General features: G+C 59.8%; 12 protein-coding genes. 6 read left to right on the plus strand and 6 right to left on the minus strand.

What is annotated here, in order from left to right; translation table 11 throughout:
- Nucleotides 1–114 precede the first annotated feature (114 nt).
- Complete coding sequence (locus ACA074_RS09120) at nt 115–2496, plus strand: sensor domain-containing diguanylate cyclase (protein WP_497678814.1); 2382 nt, start codon at nt 115–117, stop codon at nt 2494–2496.
- Between the two features lie 136 nt (nt 2497–2632).
- Here the strand turns inward: ACA074_RS09120 and dacB are convergent, their stop codons facing one another.
- Nucleotides 2633–4093, minus strand: a complete 1461-nt coding sequence (gene dacB / locus ACA074_RS09125; protein WP_497678815.1) for a D-alanyl-D-alanine carboxypeptidase/D-alanyl-D-alanine endopeptidase — start codon at nt 4091–4093, stop codon at nt 2633–2635.
- Nucleotides 4094–4327: 234 nt separating this feature from the next.
- Here dacB and ACA074_RS09130 point away from each other — a divergent pair, with 234 nt between their 5' ends.
- On the plus strand, nt 4328–4672 hold the full coding sequence (locus ACA074_RS09130) for a YggL family protein (RefSeq protein ID WP_187680660.1): 345 nt from the start codon (nt 4328–4330) through the stop codon (nt 4670–4672).
- A 51-nt stretch (nt 4673–4723) separates the two neighbouring features.
- On the opposite strand, the gene ACA074_RS09135 is transcribed toward ACA074_RS09130, so the two are convergent.
- Nucleotides 4724–5914, minus strand: coding sequence for a benzoate/H(+) symporter BenE family transporter (locus tag ACA074_RS09135; RefSeq protein WP_401269678.1), 1191 nt, complete (start codon nt 5912–5914; stop codon nt 4724–4726).
- A 354-nt stretch (nt 5915–6268) separates the two neighbouring features.
- Here ACA074_RS09135 and ACA074_RS09140 point away from each other — a divergent pair, with 354 nt between their 5' ends.
- Entirely contained in the window at nt 6269–7033 is a 765-nt protein-coding gene (locus ACA074_RS09140) for a GntR family transcriptional regulator (protein ID WP_007961054.1), read from the plus strand.
- A 110-nt stretch (nt 7034–7143) separates the two neighbouring features.
- Here ACA074_RS09140 and guaD read toward each other — a convergent pair whose 3' ends face one another.
- From guaD to xdhA, 4 genes are all read right to left on the minus strand, one after another.
- On the minus strand, nt 7144–8448 hold the full coding sequence (gene guaD, locus ACA074_RS09145) for a guanine deaminase (protein ID WP_497678816.1): 1305 nt from the start codon (nt 8446–8448) through the stop codon (nt 7144–7146).
- A gap of 13 nt (nt 8449–8461) precedes the next feature.
- Nucleotides 8462–9319 carry a xanthine dehydrogenase accessory protein XdhC gene (gene xdhC / locus ACA074_RS09150; RefSeq protein WP_497678817.1) on the minus strand — a complete coding sequence of 286 codons (858 nt, stop codon included), beginning with the start codon at nt 9317–9319 and terminating at the stop codon, nt 8462–8464.
- Nucleotides 9320–9443: 124 nt separating this feature from the next.
- Nucleotides 9444–11840: a xanthine dehydrogenase molybdopterin binding subunit gene (xdhB, locus tag ACA074_RS09155; RefSeq protein WP_187680664.1), complete on the minus strand. Its 2397-nt coding sequence runs from the start codon at nt 11838–11840 to the stop codon at nt 9444–9446.
- Nucleotides 11833–13287: a xanthine dehydrogenase small subunit gene (xdhA, locus tag ACA074_RS09160; RefSeq protein ID WP_187680665.1), complete on the minus strand. Its 1455-nt coding sequence runs from the start codon at nt 13285–13287 to the stop codon at nt 11833–11835. The genes xdhB and xdhA overlap by 8 nt, the downstream gene beginning before the upstream one ends.
- Nucleotides 13288–13577: 290 nt before the next feature.
- On the opposite strand from xdhA, the gene ACA074_RS09165 reads away from it, so the two are divergent.
- The 3 genes from ACA074_RS09165 to zipA all read left to right on the plus strand — a co-directional run bounded on the left by ACA074_RS09165 (nt 13578) and on the right by zipA (nt 18851).
- Nucleotides 13578–14237, plus strand: a complete 660-nt coding sequence (locus ACA074_RS09165; protein WP_489878663.1) for a GntR family transcriptional regulator — start codon at nt 13578–13580, stop codon at nt 14235–14237.
- 2 nt (nt 14238–14239) lie between these two features.
- Nucleotides 14240–17728: a chromosome segregation protein SMC gene (smc, locus tag ACA074_RS09170; RefSeq protein ID WP_497678818.1), complete on the plus strand. Its 3489-nt coding sequence runs from the start codon at nt 14240–14242 to the stop codon at nt 17726–17728.
- A 259-nt stretch (nt 17729–17987) separates the two neighbouring features.
- Nucleotides 17988–18851 (plus strand): cell division protein ZipA, encoded by an 864-nt coding sequence (gene zipA / locus ACA074_RS09175; protein WP_489878665.1) that lies wholly within the window; start codon nt 17988–17990, stop codon nt 18849–18851.
- Nucleotides 18852–18853 lie beyond the last annotated feature (2 nt).

The raw sequence follows: 18853 nt of genomic DNA on the forward strand, positions 1-18853 counted from the left end.
ATTTTTAAAGGCTCTTGGACTCTTTCCGAGCTAGCCAAATTAGTGGCTAATAGCTATAACTCAACTCACGGCCAAAGGGGTTTTCCCGGAATACTGGCGTAGTGAGTTGCCCTTATGTCGTTGCACCCCGTGCGCCCGAAGATACTGGGTTTTATCAGCGAAGAAGTTTCGGCCTGGCTGGTCGCGATGCTGGTATTGCTCGTCGGCGGGATTCTCACGGGGCTGCTCGCCTGGGGCACCCTCAATCAGTTTCAGCAACAATTGCGTCAGCGCTTTCAATTGCTGGCCAACGAACGCTACAGCCGCATCGAAGAGCGCTTTCAGGACCAGGAACAGCGTCTGGACGGCTTGCGCCGCTTCTTCGCCAACTCTGAATCGGTGTCTCGCGCCGAATTCGACGGCTACACCCAACCTCTATTGCTGCGCACCCAGGCCTATTCGTTCGCACTCAGGGTCAGCGCTGCCGAACGCGCGGCGTTCGAGCAGCGAGTGCGTGAGGAAGGGCTGAGCAACTTCACCATTCGTGAACTCAATGCGCAGGGCGAACTGCAACTGGCCGCCGACCGTGATGAATACGTGTCGGTGCTGTACAGCCAGACGCAAAGTCGTCTGGGCTCGCCGCTGGGTTATGACTTGCTGGCGCAACCGCTACGCCGCGACACTCTGCAACGCGCAGACAAGCTGGGCAGTCTGGCGGTGTCGCAACCCATGCATCTCGTCAGTATCGAAGCGTCTTACGCGCGTGGTGTGCTTCTGGTCGCGCCGGTGACGCGCGCTGGCGAAAAAAAGCCGTTCGGTTACGTGATGGCGGTGATCAGCATGCGCCAGTTGCTGGCGGATGGTTTACCGGAAGCGTTTCATGACTACCTTTCGGTGCGCATCCTCGACTTGTCGACTAATGACCAACATGAAGTGCTGTTCGAGTCGATCAATGAGCCGGCCCCCAGTGATTTGTCGGCGACGCGACTGGTGCGCATGGCCGATCACGACTATCAGGTCGATATCCTGCCGAGCGTTGCCTTTATGCAGGCTAACCACTCGTCAGTCAGCAGCGTCGTCATTCTGGGTGGTTTGCTCAGTTTGCTGCTCAGCGCGCTGCTCTATGTCCTGGTCAGCCAGCGCCAACGTGCCTTGCGTCTGGTCGAGCTACGCACACAGGAGCTGCACGAGCGCGAACAGGAACTGCGCGGCACTCACGGTCAATTACGCGGGGTGCTGAATGCCGCCACGCAAGTCGCAATCATTGCTACCGATTTGCGCGGCGTAATCAACACCTTCAATCCCGGCGCGGAACAGTTGCTCGGATACAGAAGCGTCGATGTTGTTGGTCATATGACCCTGGAAAACCTGCACTTGCCACGCGAGCTGACGGCGCGTTCTGCGGAGTTGAGCGCGCGTTACGGCAAGAGCATTCCGACCTGCCAGGCGATGCTGGTCGAGGGCGGTGAAGTCGGCGGTCATGAGGCACGCGAATGGACGCTGGTGCGCAGCGATGGCAGTCATCTGCCGGTGAACATGCTCGCCACCCCGGTCATTGACGAGCAGGGGCTGTGGGTCGGGCATCTGGCAATCTGTATCGACATCACCGAACGCAAGCGTGTGCACGAGGCGCTGGCAGCGCGGGACTTGTTGCTAAAGAAGCTCAGCGCCCACGTTCCGGGCGGCATCTATCAATGCAAAATGGAGTTCGGCGGGCGTTTCAGCGTGATTTACGCCAGCGATGGTATTCGCGACATTTACGAGTTGGCACCGGACGTACTGTTGCTCGACGCCGAGGCGATCTTTTCTCGCATCCACCCGCAGGACATTACCCGCGTGCGTACTTCGATCCGTGAATCGGCCGATAACCTCAGCCCGTGGCGCGAGGAATATCGCGTGCAGTTGCCCGAGCGCGGTCTGCGCTGGGTGCGCGGCGAGGCGACGCCGGAAGAGCTGCCCGGTGGCGGTGTGCTGTGGCACGGCTACATCTCGGACATTTCCGACTTGAAGCGGGTCGAGGAAGAGCTTCGCGCATTGTCGATAACCGACTCGCTGACCGGCATTCATAACCGTCGCTATTTCCAGGAGCGCTTGACCACCGAAATGGCCCGGGTCGAGCGCGGCGGTGGCGAACTGTCGGTGATCATGCTCGACATCGATCATTTCAAAAGGATCAACGATCATTACGGCCATGCCGTCGGCGACCGGGTGTTGCAGGCGGTGTGCGAGCGTATTGGCCATCGGCTGCGGCGCACCGATGTGTTCTGCCGATTGGGTGGCGAAGAGTTCATGGTGTTGTGCCCGGACATCGACGGCGAACATGCGCACATGCTGGCGCAGGAATTGTGGCAAGGGCTACGCAGTGCGCCGGTGGATGTGGTCGGCGTGGTCACCGCGAGTTTTGGCATCGCCAGTTGGCGACCGGGGGAAGGCGCGGATTCACTGCTGTTGCGGGCGGATTCGGGCGTGTACGCGGCGAAGCAGGGCGGGCGGGATCGGGTTGAGCAGATGGGTTAAGCCCTGCCACCAAACCAATGTGGGAGCGAGCCTGCTCGCGAAGGCGGTGTATCAGTCAGCACATTTATTGACTGACCTGACGCCTTCGCGAGCAGGCTCGCTCCCACAGGTTTTTGTGGTGTTGCTTGAACTTGGATTACAGGACCGAAGCCGTCTGCGCCGTCTTCGGCTGGCGATACAGATCCAGCAGCACCTGATCCAGCACCGACGATGCACCAAACGGTGCTTTGTCGTTGAGGATAGCCACCACCGCCCAGGTATTGCCATTGACGTCACGGCTGAAACCGGCAATCGCTCGCACGGTGTTCAGGGTGCCGGTCTTGACGTGAGCTTCACCGCGCATCGCGGTGGTCTTCAGGCGTTTGCGCATGGTGCCGTCGGTGCCGGCAATCGGCAGCGAGCTGATAAATTCGGCGGAGTACGGGCTGTGCCAAGCGGCTTGCAACATGCCGGCCATTTCGCGGGCGCTGACGCGTTCAGCGCGGGACAGGCCGGAGCCGTTCTCCATCACCAGGTGCGGCGCGGTAATGCCTTTCTTCGCCAGCCACTGACGCACTACGCGTTGCGCTGCTTTGGCGTCGTCACCGTCGGCGTCGTTGCGAAATTTCTGTCCCAGGCTCAGGAACAGCTGCTGGGCCATGGTGTTGTTACTGTATTTGTTGATGTCGCGGATGATTTCCGCCAGATCCGGCGAGTAGGCGCGGGCCAGCAGTTTGGCGTTGCTCGGGGTCGACGCCAGACGATCCTTGCCCTGAATGCTGCCACCCAGTTCTTTCCAGATCGCGCGAACGGCGCCAGCGGTGTAGGTCGCGTGGTCAAGCAGCGACAGATAAGTCTGCGAGCTGCAACCTTCGCCCAACTGGCCGGCGACGGTCACGGTCACGCTGCCATCAGCCTGTGGCACCGGGTTGTAGCGCACGCCGCCGGTGCATTGCTTGGAATTGAGGGCCTTGACGGTGTTTTCGATGCGGATACTGGCGATCGGCGGCTCCACTGAAATCAGCACGCGGCCACCGTCATTGCGCGCCACAAAGCGCAGGGCCTTGAGGTTGACCAGCAGCGAATCCGGTTTGACCAGGAACGGCTTGTTCTCGTCATTGCCGTCATCGTTGAACTCCGGCAACTGCGGCTGCACGAAGAAGTTGCGATCCAGTACCAGATCACCGGTGATCTGGGTCACGCCGTTGGCGCGCAAGTCACGCATCAGCAGCCAGAGTTTTTCCATGTTCAGTTTCGGATCGCCGCCACCCTTGAGGTAGAGGTTGCCGTTGAGGATGCCGCCGTTCAGGTCGCCGTCGGTGTAGAACTCGGTTTTCCACTGATGGTTGGGACCAAGCATTTCCAGCGCCGCGTAAGTCGTGACCAGTTTCATGGTCGAGGCCGGGTTGACCGATACATCAGCGTTGTACACGGTCGCCGTGCCCGGGCCGTCGAGCGGTACCATCACCAGCGACAGCGCAGAAGGCTGGAGCTTGCTGGCCTTGAGGGCTTTTTCGACGTTGGGGGTGAGGGCGGTGTTGAGGGTGGCAGCAGAAACAGGCAGGGCCAAAGAAAGAAGAAGGCCGGCCAGCAACAGAGGACGCAACGATTTGATCATATGAAATAAAACCCTGCAGAAGAGGGGAAAAAAGACGAGGACATGGATGAAAAAGCCCTCAGTGGTCATGAAAGTGTCGGCATTATGCCCCAAGGTGTAACCACTTGTGCCGTCGGCGGGTGGGCTAATCGGTGATTTTTTTACAGGCGGTCGGCCTCAGCGTCCACAGAGGCGGGCAATTGACGTCTTAAACTGGTAAAGTGCCGGCCGTTATTACTTAAGAGGATTGTTCCAATGGCGACTAACCGTTCCCAGCGTCTGCGCAAAAAACTGTGCGTTGATGAATTTCAAGAGCTGGGTTTCGAACTGAACCTGGACTTCAAAGAAGACTTGTCCGAAGAAGCCATTGACGCTTTCCTCGAAGCATTCATCAAAGAAGCCATGGAAGCCAACGGTCTGGGTTATGTTGGCGGCGATGACTTCGGTCTGGTTTGCCTGCAGAAGCGTGGCTCGGTCAACGAAGAGCAGCGCGCTGCTGTTGAAGCCTGGCTGAAAAACCGCACTGAGCTGACCGGTATGACCGTCAGCCCACTGCTGGACGTTTGGTATCCGGAAAAGCCGATCAACGCGGCTAAGTGATACTGAAAAAAACGGCGACCTAAGGGTCGCCGTTTTTTTATGCCTGGCGTTTTATGCTTTACGCCAGTTCAGAATCACCAGCGTCAAAACCCCCGCAACAATCCCCCAAAACGCCGAACCGATGGAAAACAGCGTCAGCCCCGACGCCGTGACCATGAAGGTAATCAGCGCCGCTTCACGCTCCTTCACCTCAGTCATGGCAATGCTCAATCCGTTGATGATCGAACCGAACAGCGCCAGTGCAGCAATCGACAGCACCAGTTCTTTCGGCAGCGCGGCAAACAGCGCCGCCAATGTGGCGCCGAACACCCCGGCAATCCCGTAGAAAATCCCGCACCACACCGCTGCGGTGTAGCGTTTGTTGCGATCTTCATGGGCGTGCGGGCCGGTGCAGATCGCCGCGCTGATGGCGGCGAGGTTGATGCCGTGGGAGCCGAACGGCGCCAGCAACAACGAGGCGATGCCTGTGGTGGTGATCAGCGGCGAGGCCGGGACGTTATAGCCGTCTGCGCGCAAGACGGCGATGCCGGGCATGTTCTGCGAAGTCATCGCCACCACGAATAGCGGGATGCCGATGCTGATGGTCGCCGCCAGCGAGAAGTGCGGCGTGGTCCATACCGGTGTCGCCACTTCCAGATGAAAACCGCTGAAATCCAGCAGGCCCATGAAGCCCGACAGCGCGGTGCCGATCAGCAGGGCGGCGAGCACGGCATAGCGCGGCGACAGACGCTTGATCAGCAGATACGTGAAGAACATCCCCAGCACCAGGCCGGTGCGGTGTTGCGCGGCGACGAAGATTTCGCTGCCGATCTTGAACAGTATCCCCGCCAGCAGCGCGGCCGCCAGTGAGGCCGGAATCTTTTTCACCAGACGTTCGAAACTGCCGGTCAGCCCGCAAATCGTCACCAACACCGCGCAGGTGATGTAGGCGCCGATGGCCTCGCCGTAACTGACGCCGCCCAGACTGGTGATCAACAACGCCGCGCCGGGGGTGGACCAAGCGATGGTGATTGGCGTGCGATAACGCAGCGACAGGCCGATCGAGCACACCGCCATGCCAATCGAGATCGCCCAGATCCACGAGGAAATCTGCCCGCTGGTCAGACCCGCCGCTTGCCCGGCCTGAAACATCAGCACCAGCGAACTGGTGTAGCCGGTCATCATCGCAATAAAACCGGCGACGATGGCCGAGGGCGAGGTGTCGGAAAAGGGACGCAGTTGGGTATGCGTGGCGTCGTTCATGACGGCGGTGTTCCTTGTTCTGATAAAGACGTCTGCCACAACATAAACCCTGTAGGAGCTGCCGAAGGCTGCGATCTCTTGATCTTGCTTCTAAAGTCAAAGTCAAAAGATCGCAGCCTTCGGCAGCTCCTACATAAGAGCAGTTGTGTTCAAAAGGCGGATTCTGCGATCAAGCCTAAACTCAATCGTAACGGATCGTTGCAATACAGCCGTGGTCACAAACAGCCATACAGTCGTGTTGCCACCATCCATTGTGTACAATCGCGCTGTTTTTTACGCGATACTTGCCAGCGACCTACTGTGCCGTATTACAGTCACGGTCTATTCGCCGCAGTTCTCCCGACTCGAGTGCCCATGAACGAACAGTTGCAACCCCTCAAGAAACAACCGCGAGCAGGCAAAGCCGGCCGCAGCGGAACCCAGGACGATATTGTCTACGCGCATATTTTCGAGGCCATCCTCGAACAGCGTCTGGCGCCCGGCACCAAGTTGAGCGAAGAAGCGTTGGGGGAAATCTTCGGGGTCAGCCGCACCATCATTCGCCGCGCGCTGTCGCGTCTGGCCCATGAAGGCGTCGTGTTGTTGCGGCCGAACCGTGGCGCTGTGGTTGCCAGCCCGAGCGTTGAAGAAGCGCGTCAGGTGTTCATGGCCCGTCGTCTGGTCGAGCGTGCGATCACCGAACTGGCTGTGCAACATGCCACCGCCGAACAGATCGCCGAACTGCGCCAGATGGTCAACGACGAGCGCGACAGCTTCTCGCGCGGTGATCGTGGTGCCGGTATTCGTTTGTCGGGTGAGTTCCACCTGAAACTCGCCGAAGCGGCGAAGAACGCCCCGCTGATCAGCTTCCAGCGCAGCCTGGTCTCGCAGACGTCGCTGATCATCGCCCAGTATGAAAGCGGCAACCGTTCGCATTGCTCCTACGACGAACACACCCAGTTGATCGACGCGATCGAAGCGCGCAACGGTGAGCTGGCGGTGGACCTGATGATGCATCACATGGATCACATCGACAGCAAGCTCAACCTCGACGAGGAAAGCGCTTCGGATGATCTGCATGCGGTGTTCTCGCATTTGTTGCAGACCAAGAAGCCGGGGCGGCCTGCTGCGAAGCTCTAAGTCAGACCGAGTTGGCCCAATCGCTGGCTTGCCAGCGATAGCAATCTGACAGGCAATAAAAATCCCCCAGGCTGTAAAGCGCTGGGGGATTTTTTATGTCTCGGGAAAACTCAGCGCTGATGCACCAGCGCACCCGCTGCATAAGTCTGCTGCACCGTGCGGTCATCCCCCAGCGTCATCAACACAAACAACGTCTCGGCTATGTTATTGGCTTGCTTCAAGCGATAACTGAGCAGCGGGGTGGCGTTGTAATCCAGCACCAGGAAGTCAGCGTCGGAACCCGGTTGCAGGTTGCCGATCTTGTCTTCCAGACGCAGCGCCCGCGCTCCACCCAGCGTCGCCAGGTACAACGACTTGAACGGACTCAAGCGCGCACCTTGCAACTGCATCACTTTGTAAGCTTCGTTCAGGGTTTGCAGCAGCGAGAAACTGGTGCCGCCGCCGACGTCAGTGCCGAGGCCGACGTTCAATTTATGCTTCTCGGCCATCGGCAGGTTGAACAAGCCGCTGCCGAGGAAGAAGTTCGACGTCGGGCAGAACGAGATTGCCGAGCCCGTTTCCGCCAGACGCGCGCATTCGTCGTCGCACAGGTGCACGCCATGGGCGAACACCGAGCGCTCGCCGAGCAGTTTGTAGTGATCGTAAACGTCGAGGTAACCCTTGCGCTCCGGGAACAGTTCCTTGACCCACTCGATTTCCTTGAGGTTCTCGCTGATGTGGGTCTGCATGTACAGATCCGGGTATTCGGTCAGCAATTGCCCGGCGAGGGTCAATTGTTCCGGGGTACTGGTCGGGGCGAAACGCGGGGTCACCGCATAGTGCAGGCGGCCCTTGCCGTGCCAGCGCTCGATCAGCGCCTTGCTCTCGACGTAGCTGGATTCGGCGGTGTCGGTCAGGTAGTCCGGGGCGTTGCGATCCATCATGACCTTGCCGGCGATCATCCGCAGGTCAAGTTTTTCGGCCGCCTCGAAGAACGAGTTCACCGACTGCGGGTGCACGCTGCCGAACACCAGCGCCGTGGTGGTGCCGTTGCGCAGCAGTTCCTTGATGAAAATATCGGCGACATCGTCAGCATGCGCCTTGTCGCCGAACTGGCTTTCGCACGGGAAGGTGTAGGTGTTCAGCCAATCGAGCAGTTGCTCGCCATACGCGCCGACCATGCCGGTTTGCGGCAGGTGGATGTGGGTGTCGATGAAGCCCGGGGTGATCAGAGCATCTTGATAGTGGTTGATCTCGATGTCCGCCGGCAGCGTCGGCAGCAGTTCGCTGGCGTGGCCGAGGGCGCTGATCTTGCCGTCATCGACCACCAGCAGGCCGTCCTCGAAATACTCGTAGGAGGCTTCGATCCCGACTTCGGCGGGATCGGCGATGCTGTGCAGGATGGCGGCGCGGTAGGCTTTGCGAGTCAGAGGCATGAGGGTTCTCTAATCAATTTGAGGCTTTGAGTTTGGTGGCTTCACTGCGGCGCGAAACAGGCAGCAGTTTGGCAATCGGTTCGGCGCTGGCGGTGTGCTGGCCGAAATTGGCGTTATAGGTGGCGATGATTTCGCCGGCGATGGAGATGGCGATTTCCACAGGCAGTTTGCCTTTGACTTCGCTGATGCCCATCGGGCAGCGCATGCGTTGCACGACGCTGGCGTCGAAACCACGGTCACGCAGACGGTGTTCGAACTTGGCGCGTTTGGTCTTCGAACCGATCAGGCCGAACCAGGTGAAGTCGTTGCGCTTGAGGATCGCGGCGGTCAGCTCCAGATCGAGCTGATGGTTGTGGGTCATGACGATGCAGTAGCTGCCGGCGGGCAGGTCATCGATTTCATCCACAGGCTCTTCGGCGACGATTTTACGCACGCCTTTGGGAATCTGTTCGGGGAATTCCTCCTCCCGCGAATCGATCCAGCGCACGCGGCAGGGCAGGCTGGCGAGCAGCGGCACCAGCGCGCGACCGACGTGGCCGGCGCCGAACACGGCAATCTGCGCCTGCACCTGGCCCATCGGTTCGAACAGCAACACGGTGGCGCCGCCACAGCATTGGCCAAGGCTGGCGCCGAGGCTGAAGCGCTCCAGATGGGTGTCTTGCTTGCCGCTGGCGAGCATGTCGCGGGCGATCTGCATGGCTTTGTATTCCAGATGCCCGCCACCGATGGTGTCGAAGATCTGTCTGGCACTGACGACCATTTTCGAGCCAGCGTTGCGTGGCGTCGAGCCGAGTTCTTCGATGATCGTCACCAGAACACAGGGTTCGCCCTGGTTCTGCAGGTCGGCGAGGGCGTCGATCCAGTTGTACATATTCACCTCCCAAGATCATTCCCACGCTCTGCGTGGGAATGCATCTCTGAACGCTCCGCGTCCGCTTTTCAGGATGCGACGCAGAGCGTCGCGGGCTGCATTCCCACGCAGAGCGTGGGAACGATCAAACCACTACTTCTGACTCGACTTCGACGGCTTTCACCGCTTTCAACTGGCGCATCTGCTCACACCCCCACAACACCCGCTCCGGCGTCGCTGGCGCGTCGATTTTCGGTTGATGTTTGTAGTCGCCGAGGCTCGCCACGGCGTCCTTGATCGCACACCACGCGGCAATCCCGAGCATGAACGGTGGCTCACCGACAGCCTTGGAATGGAACACCGTGTCTTCCGGGTTCTTGCGGTTTTCCACCAGCTTCACCCGCAAGTCCAGCGGCATGTCCGCCACGGCCGGGATCTTGTAGCTGGCCGGGCCGTTGGTCATCAGCTTGCCTTTGTTGTTCCAGACCAGCTCTTCCATGGTCAGCCAGCCCATGCCCTGGACGAACCCCCCTTCCACCTGACCGATATCGATGGACGGGTTCAGCGAGGCGCCGACGTCGTGAAGGATGTCGGTGCGCAGCATCTTGTACTCGCCGGTCAGGGTGTCGACGATCACTTCGCAGCACGCCGCGCCAAACGCGAAGTAGTAGAACGGGCGGCCACGGGCCTGGCTACGGTCGTAATAGATTTTCGGGGTCTTGTAGAACCCGGTGCTCGACAGTGAGACCTGATTGAAATACGCCTGCTGGATCAGCGCTTCGAAGGTCAGAATGTGGTCGCGAACGCGCACGTGGCCGTTGTGGAATTCAACGTCTTCTTCAGTGACTTTGAAGTGGCGTGCAGCGAATTCGACCAGACGCTTCTTGATGATTTCCGCCGCGTTCTGCGCCGCTTTACCGTTCAAGTCAGCACCGCTGGACGCCGCCGTCGGCGAGGTGTTCGGCACCTTGTCGGTGTTGGTCGCGGTGATCTGCACGCGGTCGATTTCGACCTGGAACACTTCGGCCACAACCTGCGCGACCTTGGTGTTGAGGCCCTGGCCCATCTCCGTGCCGCCGTGGTTCAGGTGGATGCTGCCGTCGGTGTAGATGTGGATCAGTGCACCGGCCTGGTTCAAGAAGCTGGCGGTGAAGGAAATGCCGAATTTCACCGGTGTCAGCGCCAGGCCTTTTTTCAGGATCGGGCTATTGGCGTTGTAGCGGCGGATCGCTTCGCGGCGCTCGGCGTACTGGCTGCTTTCTTCCAGTTCGGCGGTCATCTCTTCGAGCATGTTGTGCTCGACGGTTTGGTAATAGTGCGTGACGTTGCGCTCGGTCTTGCCGTAGTAGTTGGCCTTGCGCACGGCCAGCGGATCAAGGTTGAGATGACGGGCAATTGCGTCCATCACTTCTTCGATGGCGACCATCCCTTGCGGGCCACCGAAACCACGGTAAGCGGTGTTCGAGGCGGTGTTGGTTTTGCAGCGATGACCGTTGATGGTCGCGTCGCCGAGGTAGTACGAGTTGTCCGAGTGGAACATCGCCCGGTCAACGATCGATGCGGACAAGTCCGGCGAGCAGCCGCAGTTGCCGGCCAGGTCCATGTTGATCCCGTGCAGGCGCCCGGTGCTGTCGAAACCGACGTCGTACTCGACGTAGAACGGGTGACGCTTGCCGGTCATCAGCATGTCTTCAACGCGCGGAAGGCGCATCTTGGTCGGCTGACCGGTGAGGTGCGCGACCACTGCGCACAGGCATGCCGGGCTGGCGGCCTGAGTTTCCTTGCCACCAAAACCGCCGCCCATGCGGCGCATGTCGACAACGATCTTGTTCATCGAAACGTCGAGCACTTCGGCGACCAGTTTCTGCACTTCGGTCGGGTTCTGCGTCGAGCAGTAGACGATCATGCCGCCGTCTTCGGTCGGCATCACCGAGGAAATCTGCGTCTCCAGGTAAAAGTGTTCCTGACCGCCGATGTGCAGCGTGCCTTGAATACGGTGTTCGGCAGTGGCCAAAGCACCGGCTGAATCACCACGTTGATGGGTGTGGCTGTCGAGCACGAAGTGGCGTTTGCGCAGGGCTTCGACCACGTCCAGCACCGGCTCGAGATCTTCGTATTCGATGATCGCGGCCATCGCCGCTTTGCGTGCGGTTTCCAGATCTTTCGCCGCCACGGCCAGCACCGGTTGACCGACGAACTGCACGTCGTCGATCGCCAGCAGCGGGTCGCCGGGCATCAGCGGGCCGATGTCTTTCAGGCCCGGCACGTCCTCGTGGGTGATGGCGATGCGCACGCCTTCGAAGGCGTAGCAGGGCTTGGTGTCGATGCTGATGATTTTCGCGTGGGCGCGGTCCGACATGCGTGCGTACAGGTGCAACTGATTCGGGAATTCGAGCCGGTCATCGATGTACTGCGCTTCACCGGACACGTGCTTGGCGGCGCTGTCGTGCTTGACGCTGCGGCCGACACCGGTGGTCAGGTCCTGGGCGAACAGCTCGGCCAATTCAGCTTGGGTCTTCTCTACGGCGTGATGGTTAGACATAAGCGGTCACCCGAGTCTCGATGTGCGGTGTTTGCAGTTCGATGAAGTATTTGCGCAGCAGGTTCTGCGCGCTGAGCAGGCGATATTCCTTGCTGGCGCGGAAGTCCGAGAGCGGCGTGAAGTCTTCGGCCAGTGCGGCGCAGGCGCGTTCGACCACAGCGTTGTTGAACGGCTGGCCGAGCAGCACGGCTTCGCAATGGGCGGCGCGTTTCGGAATCGCGGCCATGCCGCCGAAGGCGACACGGGCATCGCTGATCACACCGTTTTCGATGCGCAGGTTGAACGCGGCGCAGACGGCGGAGATGTCGTCATCCAGGCGTTTCGAGACTTTATAGGCGCGGAACAGCTGCTCGGCGCTGGCACGCGGGACGATGATTTTCTCGATGAACTCGCTTTCCTGACGCGCGGTGACGCGGTAATCGATGAAGTAGTCCTCAAGGTTCAACGTGCGCCGGGTTTCACCCTTGCACAGCACGATTTGTGCGCCGAGGGCGATCAGCAGCGGTGGCGAATCACCGATCGGCGAGGCGTTGCCGATGTTGCCGCCGAGGGTGCCCTGGTTGCGGATTTGCAGAGAGGCGAAGCGGTGCAGCAGTTCGCCGAAGTCCGGGTACTCGGCGTTCAGCGCTTCGTAGCAGTCGGAGAGGGCGGTGGCGGCACCAATTTCGATACGGTCGTCGAAGCTGTCGATGCGCTTCATTTCCGCGACGTTGCCGACGTAGATCATCACCGGCAGGGTGCGGTGGAACTGCGTGACTTCCAGTGCCAGATCGGTGCCGCCGGCCAGCAGCCGGGCTTGCGGGTAAGCGTCGTAGAGGTCAGCCAGATCGGCCACGGTCAGCGGCACCAGGCAGCGTTTGTCACCGCTGTTGAGTTCGCCGATATCGGTCGGGGCAATGGCTTTGAGGCGGGCGATGGTGTCGGCTTCGCGGGCGTCGAACTGATCCGGCTGTTTGCCGCAACACGATTGTTCGGCAGCGGCCAGAATCGGCCGGTAGCCGGTGCAGCGGCAGAGGTTGCCGGCCAGCGCTTCGTGGGCTTTGGCCTGATCCGGTGCATCGCTGTTCTTTTGCAGGGCGAACAGCGACATGACGAAACCGGGGGTGCAGAACCCGCACTGCGAGCCGTGGCACTCGACCATGGCTTTCTGCACGCTGTGCAGTTCGCCTTTGTGCTTGAGATCTTCGACGCTGATCAGTTGTTTGCCGTGCAGCGACGAAACGAACGTCAGGCACGAGTTGAGGCTGCGATAGCGAATGTGTTCGCGACCATCGTCATCCGTTTGCAACTCGCCGACCACCACGGTGCAGGCGCCGCAGTCACCGCTGGCGCAACCTTCTTTGGTACCGGATTTGCCCACGTGTTCGCGCAGGTAATTGAGCACAGTCAGATTCGGGTCCAGGGCGTGCTCGCTACGGAGTTCCTGGTTAAGTAAAAACTGGATCACGGAAGGCCTCGCAGACTCATTATTGTTGTTAACCGACGTGAGCCGAATTTAGCAGCTCTGACTTTTCGGTCAATGGTTTTCTGACTTAAAGGTCAAGAAAATGCATTTCGTCGATCCACAACGTGTCTATTCAGTATTGACCCTCATTGAGTCACCTGGTTTTTTGTTTGTTTTTCTATAGAAAGTTGCGGGAATCGTGCCAAAAACCGCTGAGTGGGCACTCCGCCATGACCGTGCATTTGCGCTACACTGCGCCGCTTGTGCAGATCGATAGAGTTTGAAGGACAACCATGACGTTCAAGGCGCCGGACAGCCTCGCCGAGCAAATTGCTCACCACCTCGCCGAACGCATCATTCGTGGCGAAATGAAGCCGGGAGAGCGCATCCAGGAACAGAAGGTCACGCTGGCATTGAATGTCAGCCGCGGATCGGTCCGCGAAGCCTTGCTGATCCTCGAACGCCGCCACCTGATCGCGATCCTGCCGCGCCGTGGCGCGCACGTCACTGAGCTGACGGCGCACAAGGTGCAGAGCCTGTGCACGCTGATGAGCGAGCTGTACATCCTGCTCGGCAACGCGGTGGCCAATGGCTGGCAGACGCAGTCGGACATGGCGCCGTTCGTGCAGATCCAGCAGCGCCTCACCGCCAGCTACGAGCGTCAGGACATCCGCGCGTTTGTCGACGACAGCTTCGCCGTGATGCGCGCCGCCTATCCGTTCGCCAACAATCCGTACCTGCAAGAGACCGTCGAGAACCTGCAGCCGGCCATGAGCCGCGCGTACTTCCTCGCCCTCGAACAGCGCAAGGCCGAGATGAGCGAGTTCCTCGAACTGTTCGAACGTCTGCTGGCCGCTGTGCTTGCCCGTGATTTGCCGCAGATCCGCATCGTGTTGACGGCTTACGCCCAGCGCAGTTGCGATCTGGTGGTGTCTGCCCTGACGGTTGCCTAAGCGTGCGGCTCAAGTGCATCAAACTGGCGGGATTCAAATCCTTCGTCGACCCGACCACGGTGAACTTCCCCAGTAACATGGCGGCGGTCGTCGGGCCGAACGGTTGCGGCAAGTCGAACATCATCGACGCCGTGCGCTGGGTGATGGGCGAAAGTTCGGCGAAAAACCTGCGTGGCGAGTCGATGACCGACGTCATCTTCAACGGCTCGACCAGCCGCAAACCGGTGAGTCAGGCGAGCATCGAACTGGTATTCGACAACTCCGATGGCACGCTGCTGGGCGAATACGCGGCCTACGCGGAGATTTCCATTCGCCGCAAAGTCACCCGCGACAGCCAGACCACTTATTACCTCAACGGCACCAAATGCCGTCGTCGTGACATCACCGACATCTTCCTCGGCACCGGCCTCGGCCCGCGCAGCTACTCGATCATCGAGCAGGGGATGATCTCCAAGCTGATCGAGTCCAAGCCCGAAGATCTGCGTAACTTCATCGAAGAAGCGGCGGGCATCTCCAAGTACAAGGAACGCCGGCGCGAGACCGAAAACCGTATCCGCCGCACCCACGAAAACCTCGCCCGTCTGACCGACCTGCGCGACGAACTTGAGCGTCAACTCGAACGCTTGCACCGTCAGGCCGAGGCGGCGAAGAAGTATCAGGAATTCAAAGCCGAAGAGCGTCAGCTCAAGGCGCAATTGTCGGCGCTGCGCTGGCAGGATCTGAACGATCAGGTCGGCCAGCGCGAGTCGATCATCGGCACTCAGGAAGTCAGTTTCGAAGCGCTGGTCGCCGAGCAACGTAACGCCGATGCGGCCATCGAGCGCCTGCGCGACGGGCACCACGATCTGTCGGAGCGCTTTAATCTGGTGCAAGGGCGCTTCTATTCGGTCGGCGGCGACATCGCCCGGGTCGAGCAGAGCATCCAGCACGGCCAGCAACGCTTGCGTCAGTTGCAGGACGATCTGAAAGAAGCCGAGCGCGCGCGCCTGGAAACCGAATCGCACCTTGGTCACGACCGCACCTTGCTGCTGACCCTTGGCGAAGAGCTGGACATGCTCACCCCCGAGCAGGAAATCACCAGCGCCGCCGCCGAAGAAGCTGCCGCTGCGCTGGAAGATTCCGAATCCGTCATGCATGGCTGGCAGGAGCAGTGGGACACGTTCAACCTGACCGCCGCCGAACCGCGTCGTCAGGCCGAAGTGCAGCAGTCGCGCATCCAGCAACTGGAAACCAGCATGGAGCGCCTGGCTGATCGGCAGAAACGTCTCGGCGAAGAGCGCGCGCTGCTCTCGGCCGATCCCGAAGACGCGGCGATCATGGAGCTCAACGAGCAGCTCGCCGAGTCCGAAGCGACCCTTGAAGATTTGCAGACCAGCGAAGAAGCGCAGGTCGAAAAGCTCGAACAACTGCGTCAGGAGTTGCAGCAAGCGTTGACCGCGCAGCAACAGGCGCAGGGCGATTTGCAGCGCCTCAACGGTCGCCTCGCATCGCTTGAAGCCTTGCAGCAGGCCGCGCTCGATCCAGGCACCGGCACCGCCGAATGGCTGAAGGAACACAACCTTGCTGAACGTCCGCGTCTGGCCGAAGGCCTGAAGGTGGAAGCGGGTTGGGAGCTGGCGGTGGAAACCGTGCTCGGCGCCGATCTGCAAGCGGTGCTGGTGGATGATTTCAGCGGTTTCGATTTGTCCGGTTTCACCCAGGGCGATTTGCGCCTGCTCAGCCCCGGCAACGACGGCGTGCGAGTGGCGGGCAGTTTGCTGGACAAGGTCGAGGCGCAGATCGATCTGTCGCCATGGCTCGGTCAGGTCAAACCGGTCGACAGTCTGGAGCAGGCGCTGGCCTTGCGCGGTCAGTTGAGTGCCGGCCAGAGTCTGATCAGCCGCGATGGTTACTGGGTCGGCCGGCATTTCCTGCGCGTGCGTCGCGCCAGTGAAGCGGAGAGCGGCATGCTTGCTCGTGGCCAGGAAATCGAAGCGCTGCATCTCGAACGTGAAGAGCGTGAAGCCACGGTCGAGGCCATGGAAACCCGTTTGCAAACCCTGCGTGCGCAACAGCGTCAGCAGGAAAACGGTCGCGAACATTTGCGTCGTTTGCTGCAAGACGAAGCCCGCCAGCAAGGCGAGTTGAAAGCGCAGTTGTCCGCCGGCAAGGCCAAGGCCGAACAACTGACGCTGCGTCGTACTCGCCTCGATGAGGAGCTGGTCGAGCTCGGCGAGCAGCGCGCACTTGAGCACGAACACATCGGCGAAGCGCGCATGCAATTGCAGGAAGCCCTCGACGCCATGGCGCTGGACACCGAGCAGCGCGAGTTGCTGCTGGCCCAGCGCGATAGCCTGCGCGAGCGCCTCGATCGCGTGCGTCAGGAAGCGCGGCAGCACAAGGATCACGCGCATCAGTTGGCCGTGCGTCTCGGCTCGTTGCGCGCGCAGCACGACTCCACGCGCCAGGCGCTGGAACGTCTGGAAATGCAGTCCGAACGTCTGACTGAAAAGCGCGAACAGTTGAGTCTCAATCTGGAGGAGGGCGAGGCACCGCTGGAAGAGCTGCGCCTGAAACTCGAAGAGCTGCTCGACAAGCGCATGACCGTCGACGAAGAACTCAAGACCGCGCAGATCGCCCTGGAAGATGCCGATCGCGAACTGCGCGACGCGGAAAAACGCCGGACTCAGGCCGAGCAGCAATCGCAACTGATCCGTGGTCAGCTCGAACAGCAACGCATGGAATGGCAAGCCCTGACCGTGCGCCGCAAGGCTTTGCAGGATCAACTGCTGGAAGACGGCTACGATCTCAATGGCGTGCTCGCGACATTGACGGCGCAGGCCAGTGAACGCGAAGCCGAAGAAGAACTCGAACGGATCAATGCGCGGATTCAACGCCTGGGTGCGATCAACCTCGCGGCCATCGACGAATACACGCAACAATCCGAGCGTAAGCGTTATCTGGATGCTCAGAACGCCGATCTGGTGGAAGCACTGGAGACGCTGGAAAACGTCATCCGCAAGATCGACAAGGAAACCCGTAACCGTTTCAAAGATACCTTTGATCAGATCAATGGCGGTTTACAGGCACTTTTTCCAAAAGTTTTCGGTGGTGGACGGGCGTATTTGGAACTGACGGGCGAAGATCTACTCGATACAGGGGTAACGATCATGGCGCAGCCGCCAGGAAAGAAGAACAGCACCATCCATTTGCTCTCCGGCGGGGAAAAAGCCCTGACCGCACTGGCACTGGTTTTTGCCATCTTCAAATTGAATCCGGCGCCGTTCTGCATGCTCGATGAAGTTGACGCACCACTGGATGACGCTAACGTTGGACGCTACGCACGATTGGTTAAAGAGATGTCGCAGACCGTGCAGTTCATCTATATCACCCACAACAAGATCGCCATGGAAATGGCCGAGCAGTTGATGGGGGTAACGATGCATGAACCGGGTTGTTCGCGACTGGTAGCCGTGGATGTCGAGGAGGCGATGGCGATGGTGGACGCCTGAGTCAGCGTCGTGTCGGAAAGGTATTAGGGGTTTGTAGGACTTTTTTACTGGCTTCGACTTGCTGGCCAATCGACATATTCGCGCAAGCCAATGAGACAGACGGTGTAAAGTTGTCTTTGGTCGTGCTAGTTTAATGTCAATTTTTCGTATACGTGGGCAAAACGCCTGTCAGAACATAGAGTTGGCGCCACGTTTTAAAGCGGTTTGCACAGTGTAAACCCCTTATTTTTCAGCATTTTTTATAGAGGCACGGGATTACATGGAAATCGGTCTGCGCGAGTGGCTGATCGTCATCGGCATCATTGTGATTGCCGGTATTCTTTTCGATGGCTGGCGCCGTATGCGCGGCGGCAAGGGAAAACTGAAGTTCCGTCTTGACCGAAGTCTGTCCAACCTGCCGGACGAGGACACCAGCGCTGAGCTGTTGGGCCCGGCCCGCGTCCTGGACACACATAAAGAGCCACAACTGGACGAACACGATCTGCCGTCGGTGAGCATGCCGGCCCGCGAAGCACGCGAGCCTCGCGAATCCGGCTCCAAGCGTGGCAAGCGCGGCAGCAACGGTCCGGCCCAGGGTGACTTGAATCTGGATCTTGATCTGGACGGTGGCCCGAACTTCAGCAGCCGTGACGATGACTTCGTCGAAGACAGCAAGCCTTCGCCTGCCGTGGTCGACAAGGATCAGCCACAAGCTGAAGAAGTCTTGGTGATCAGCGTGATCTGCCGCGACGCCGCTGGCTTCAAAGGCCCGGCGCTGTTGCAGAACATTCTGGAAAGCGGTCTGCGTTTCGGCGAAATGGACATTTTCCACCGCCACGAAAGTATGGCTGGCAACGGTGAAGTGCTGTTCTCCATGGCCAATGCGGTCAAGCCGGGCATCTTTGATCTGGATGACATCGACCATTTCAGCACCCCGGCAGTGAGCTTCTTCCTCGGCCTGCCAGGCCCGCGTCATCCGAAGCAGGCCTTCGACGTGATGGTGGCCGCGGCACGTAAGCTGTCTCAGGAATTGAACGGCGAGCTCAAAGATGACCAGCGCAGCGTCCTGACCGCGCAGACCATCGAGCACTACCGTCAGCGCATCGTCGAATTCGAACGCCGCGCCCTGACCCAGAAGCGTTGATT

It is taken from the genome of Pseudomonas sp. LBUM1655 (assembly GCF_059716085.1).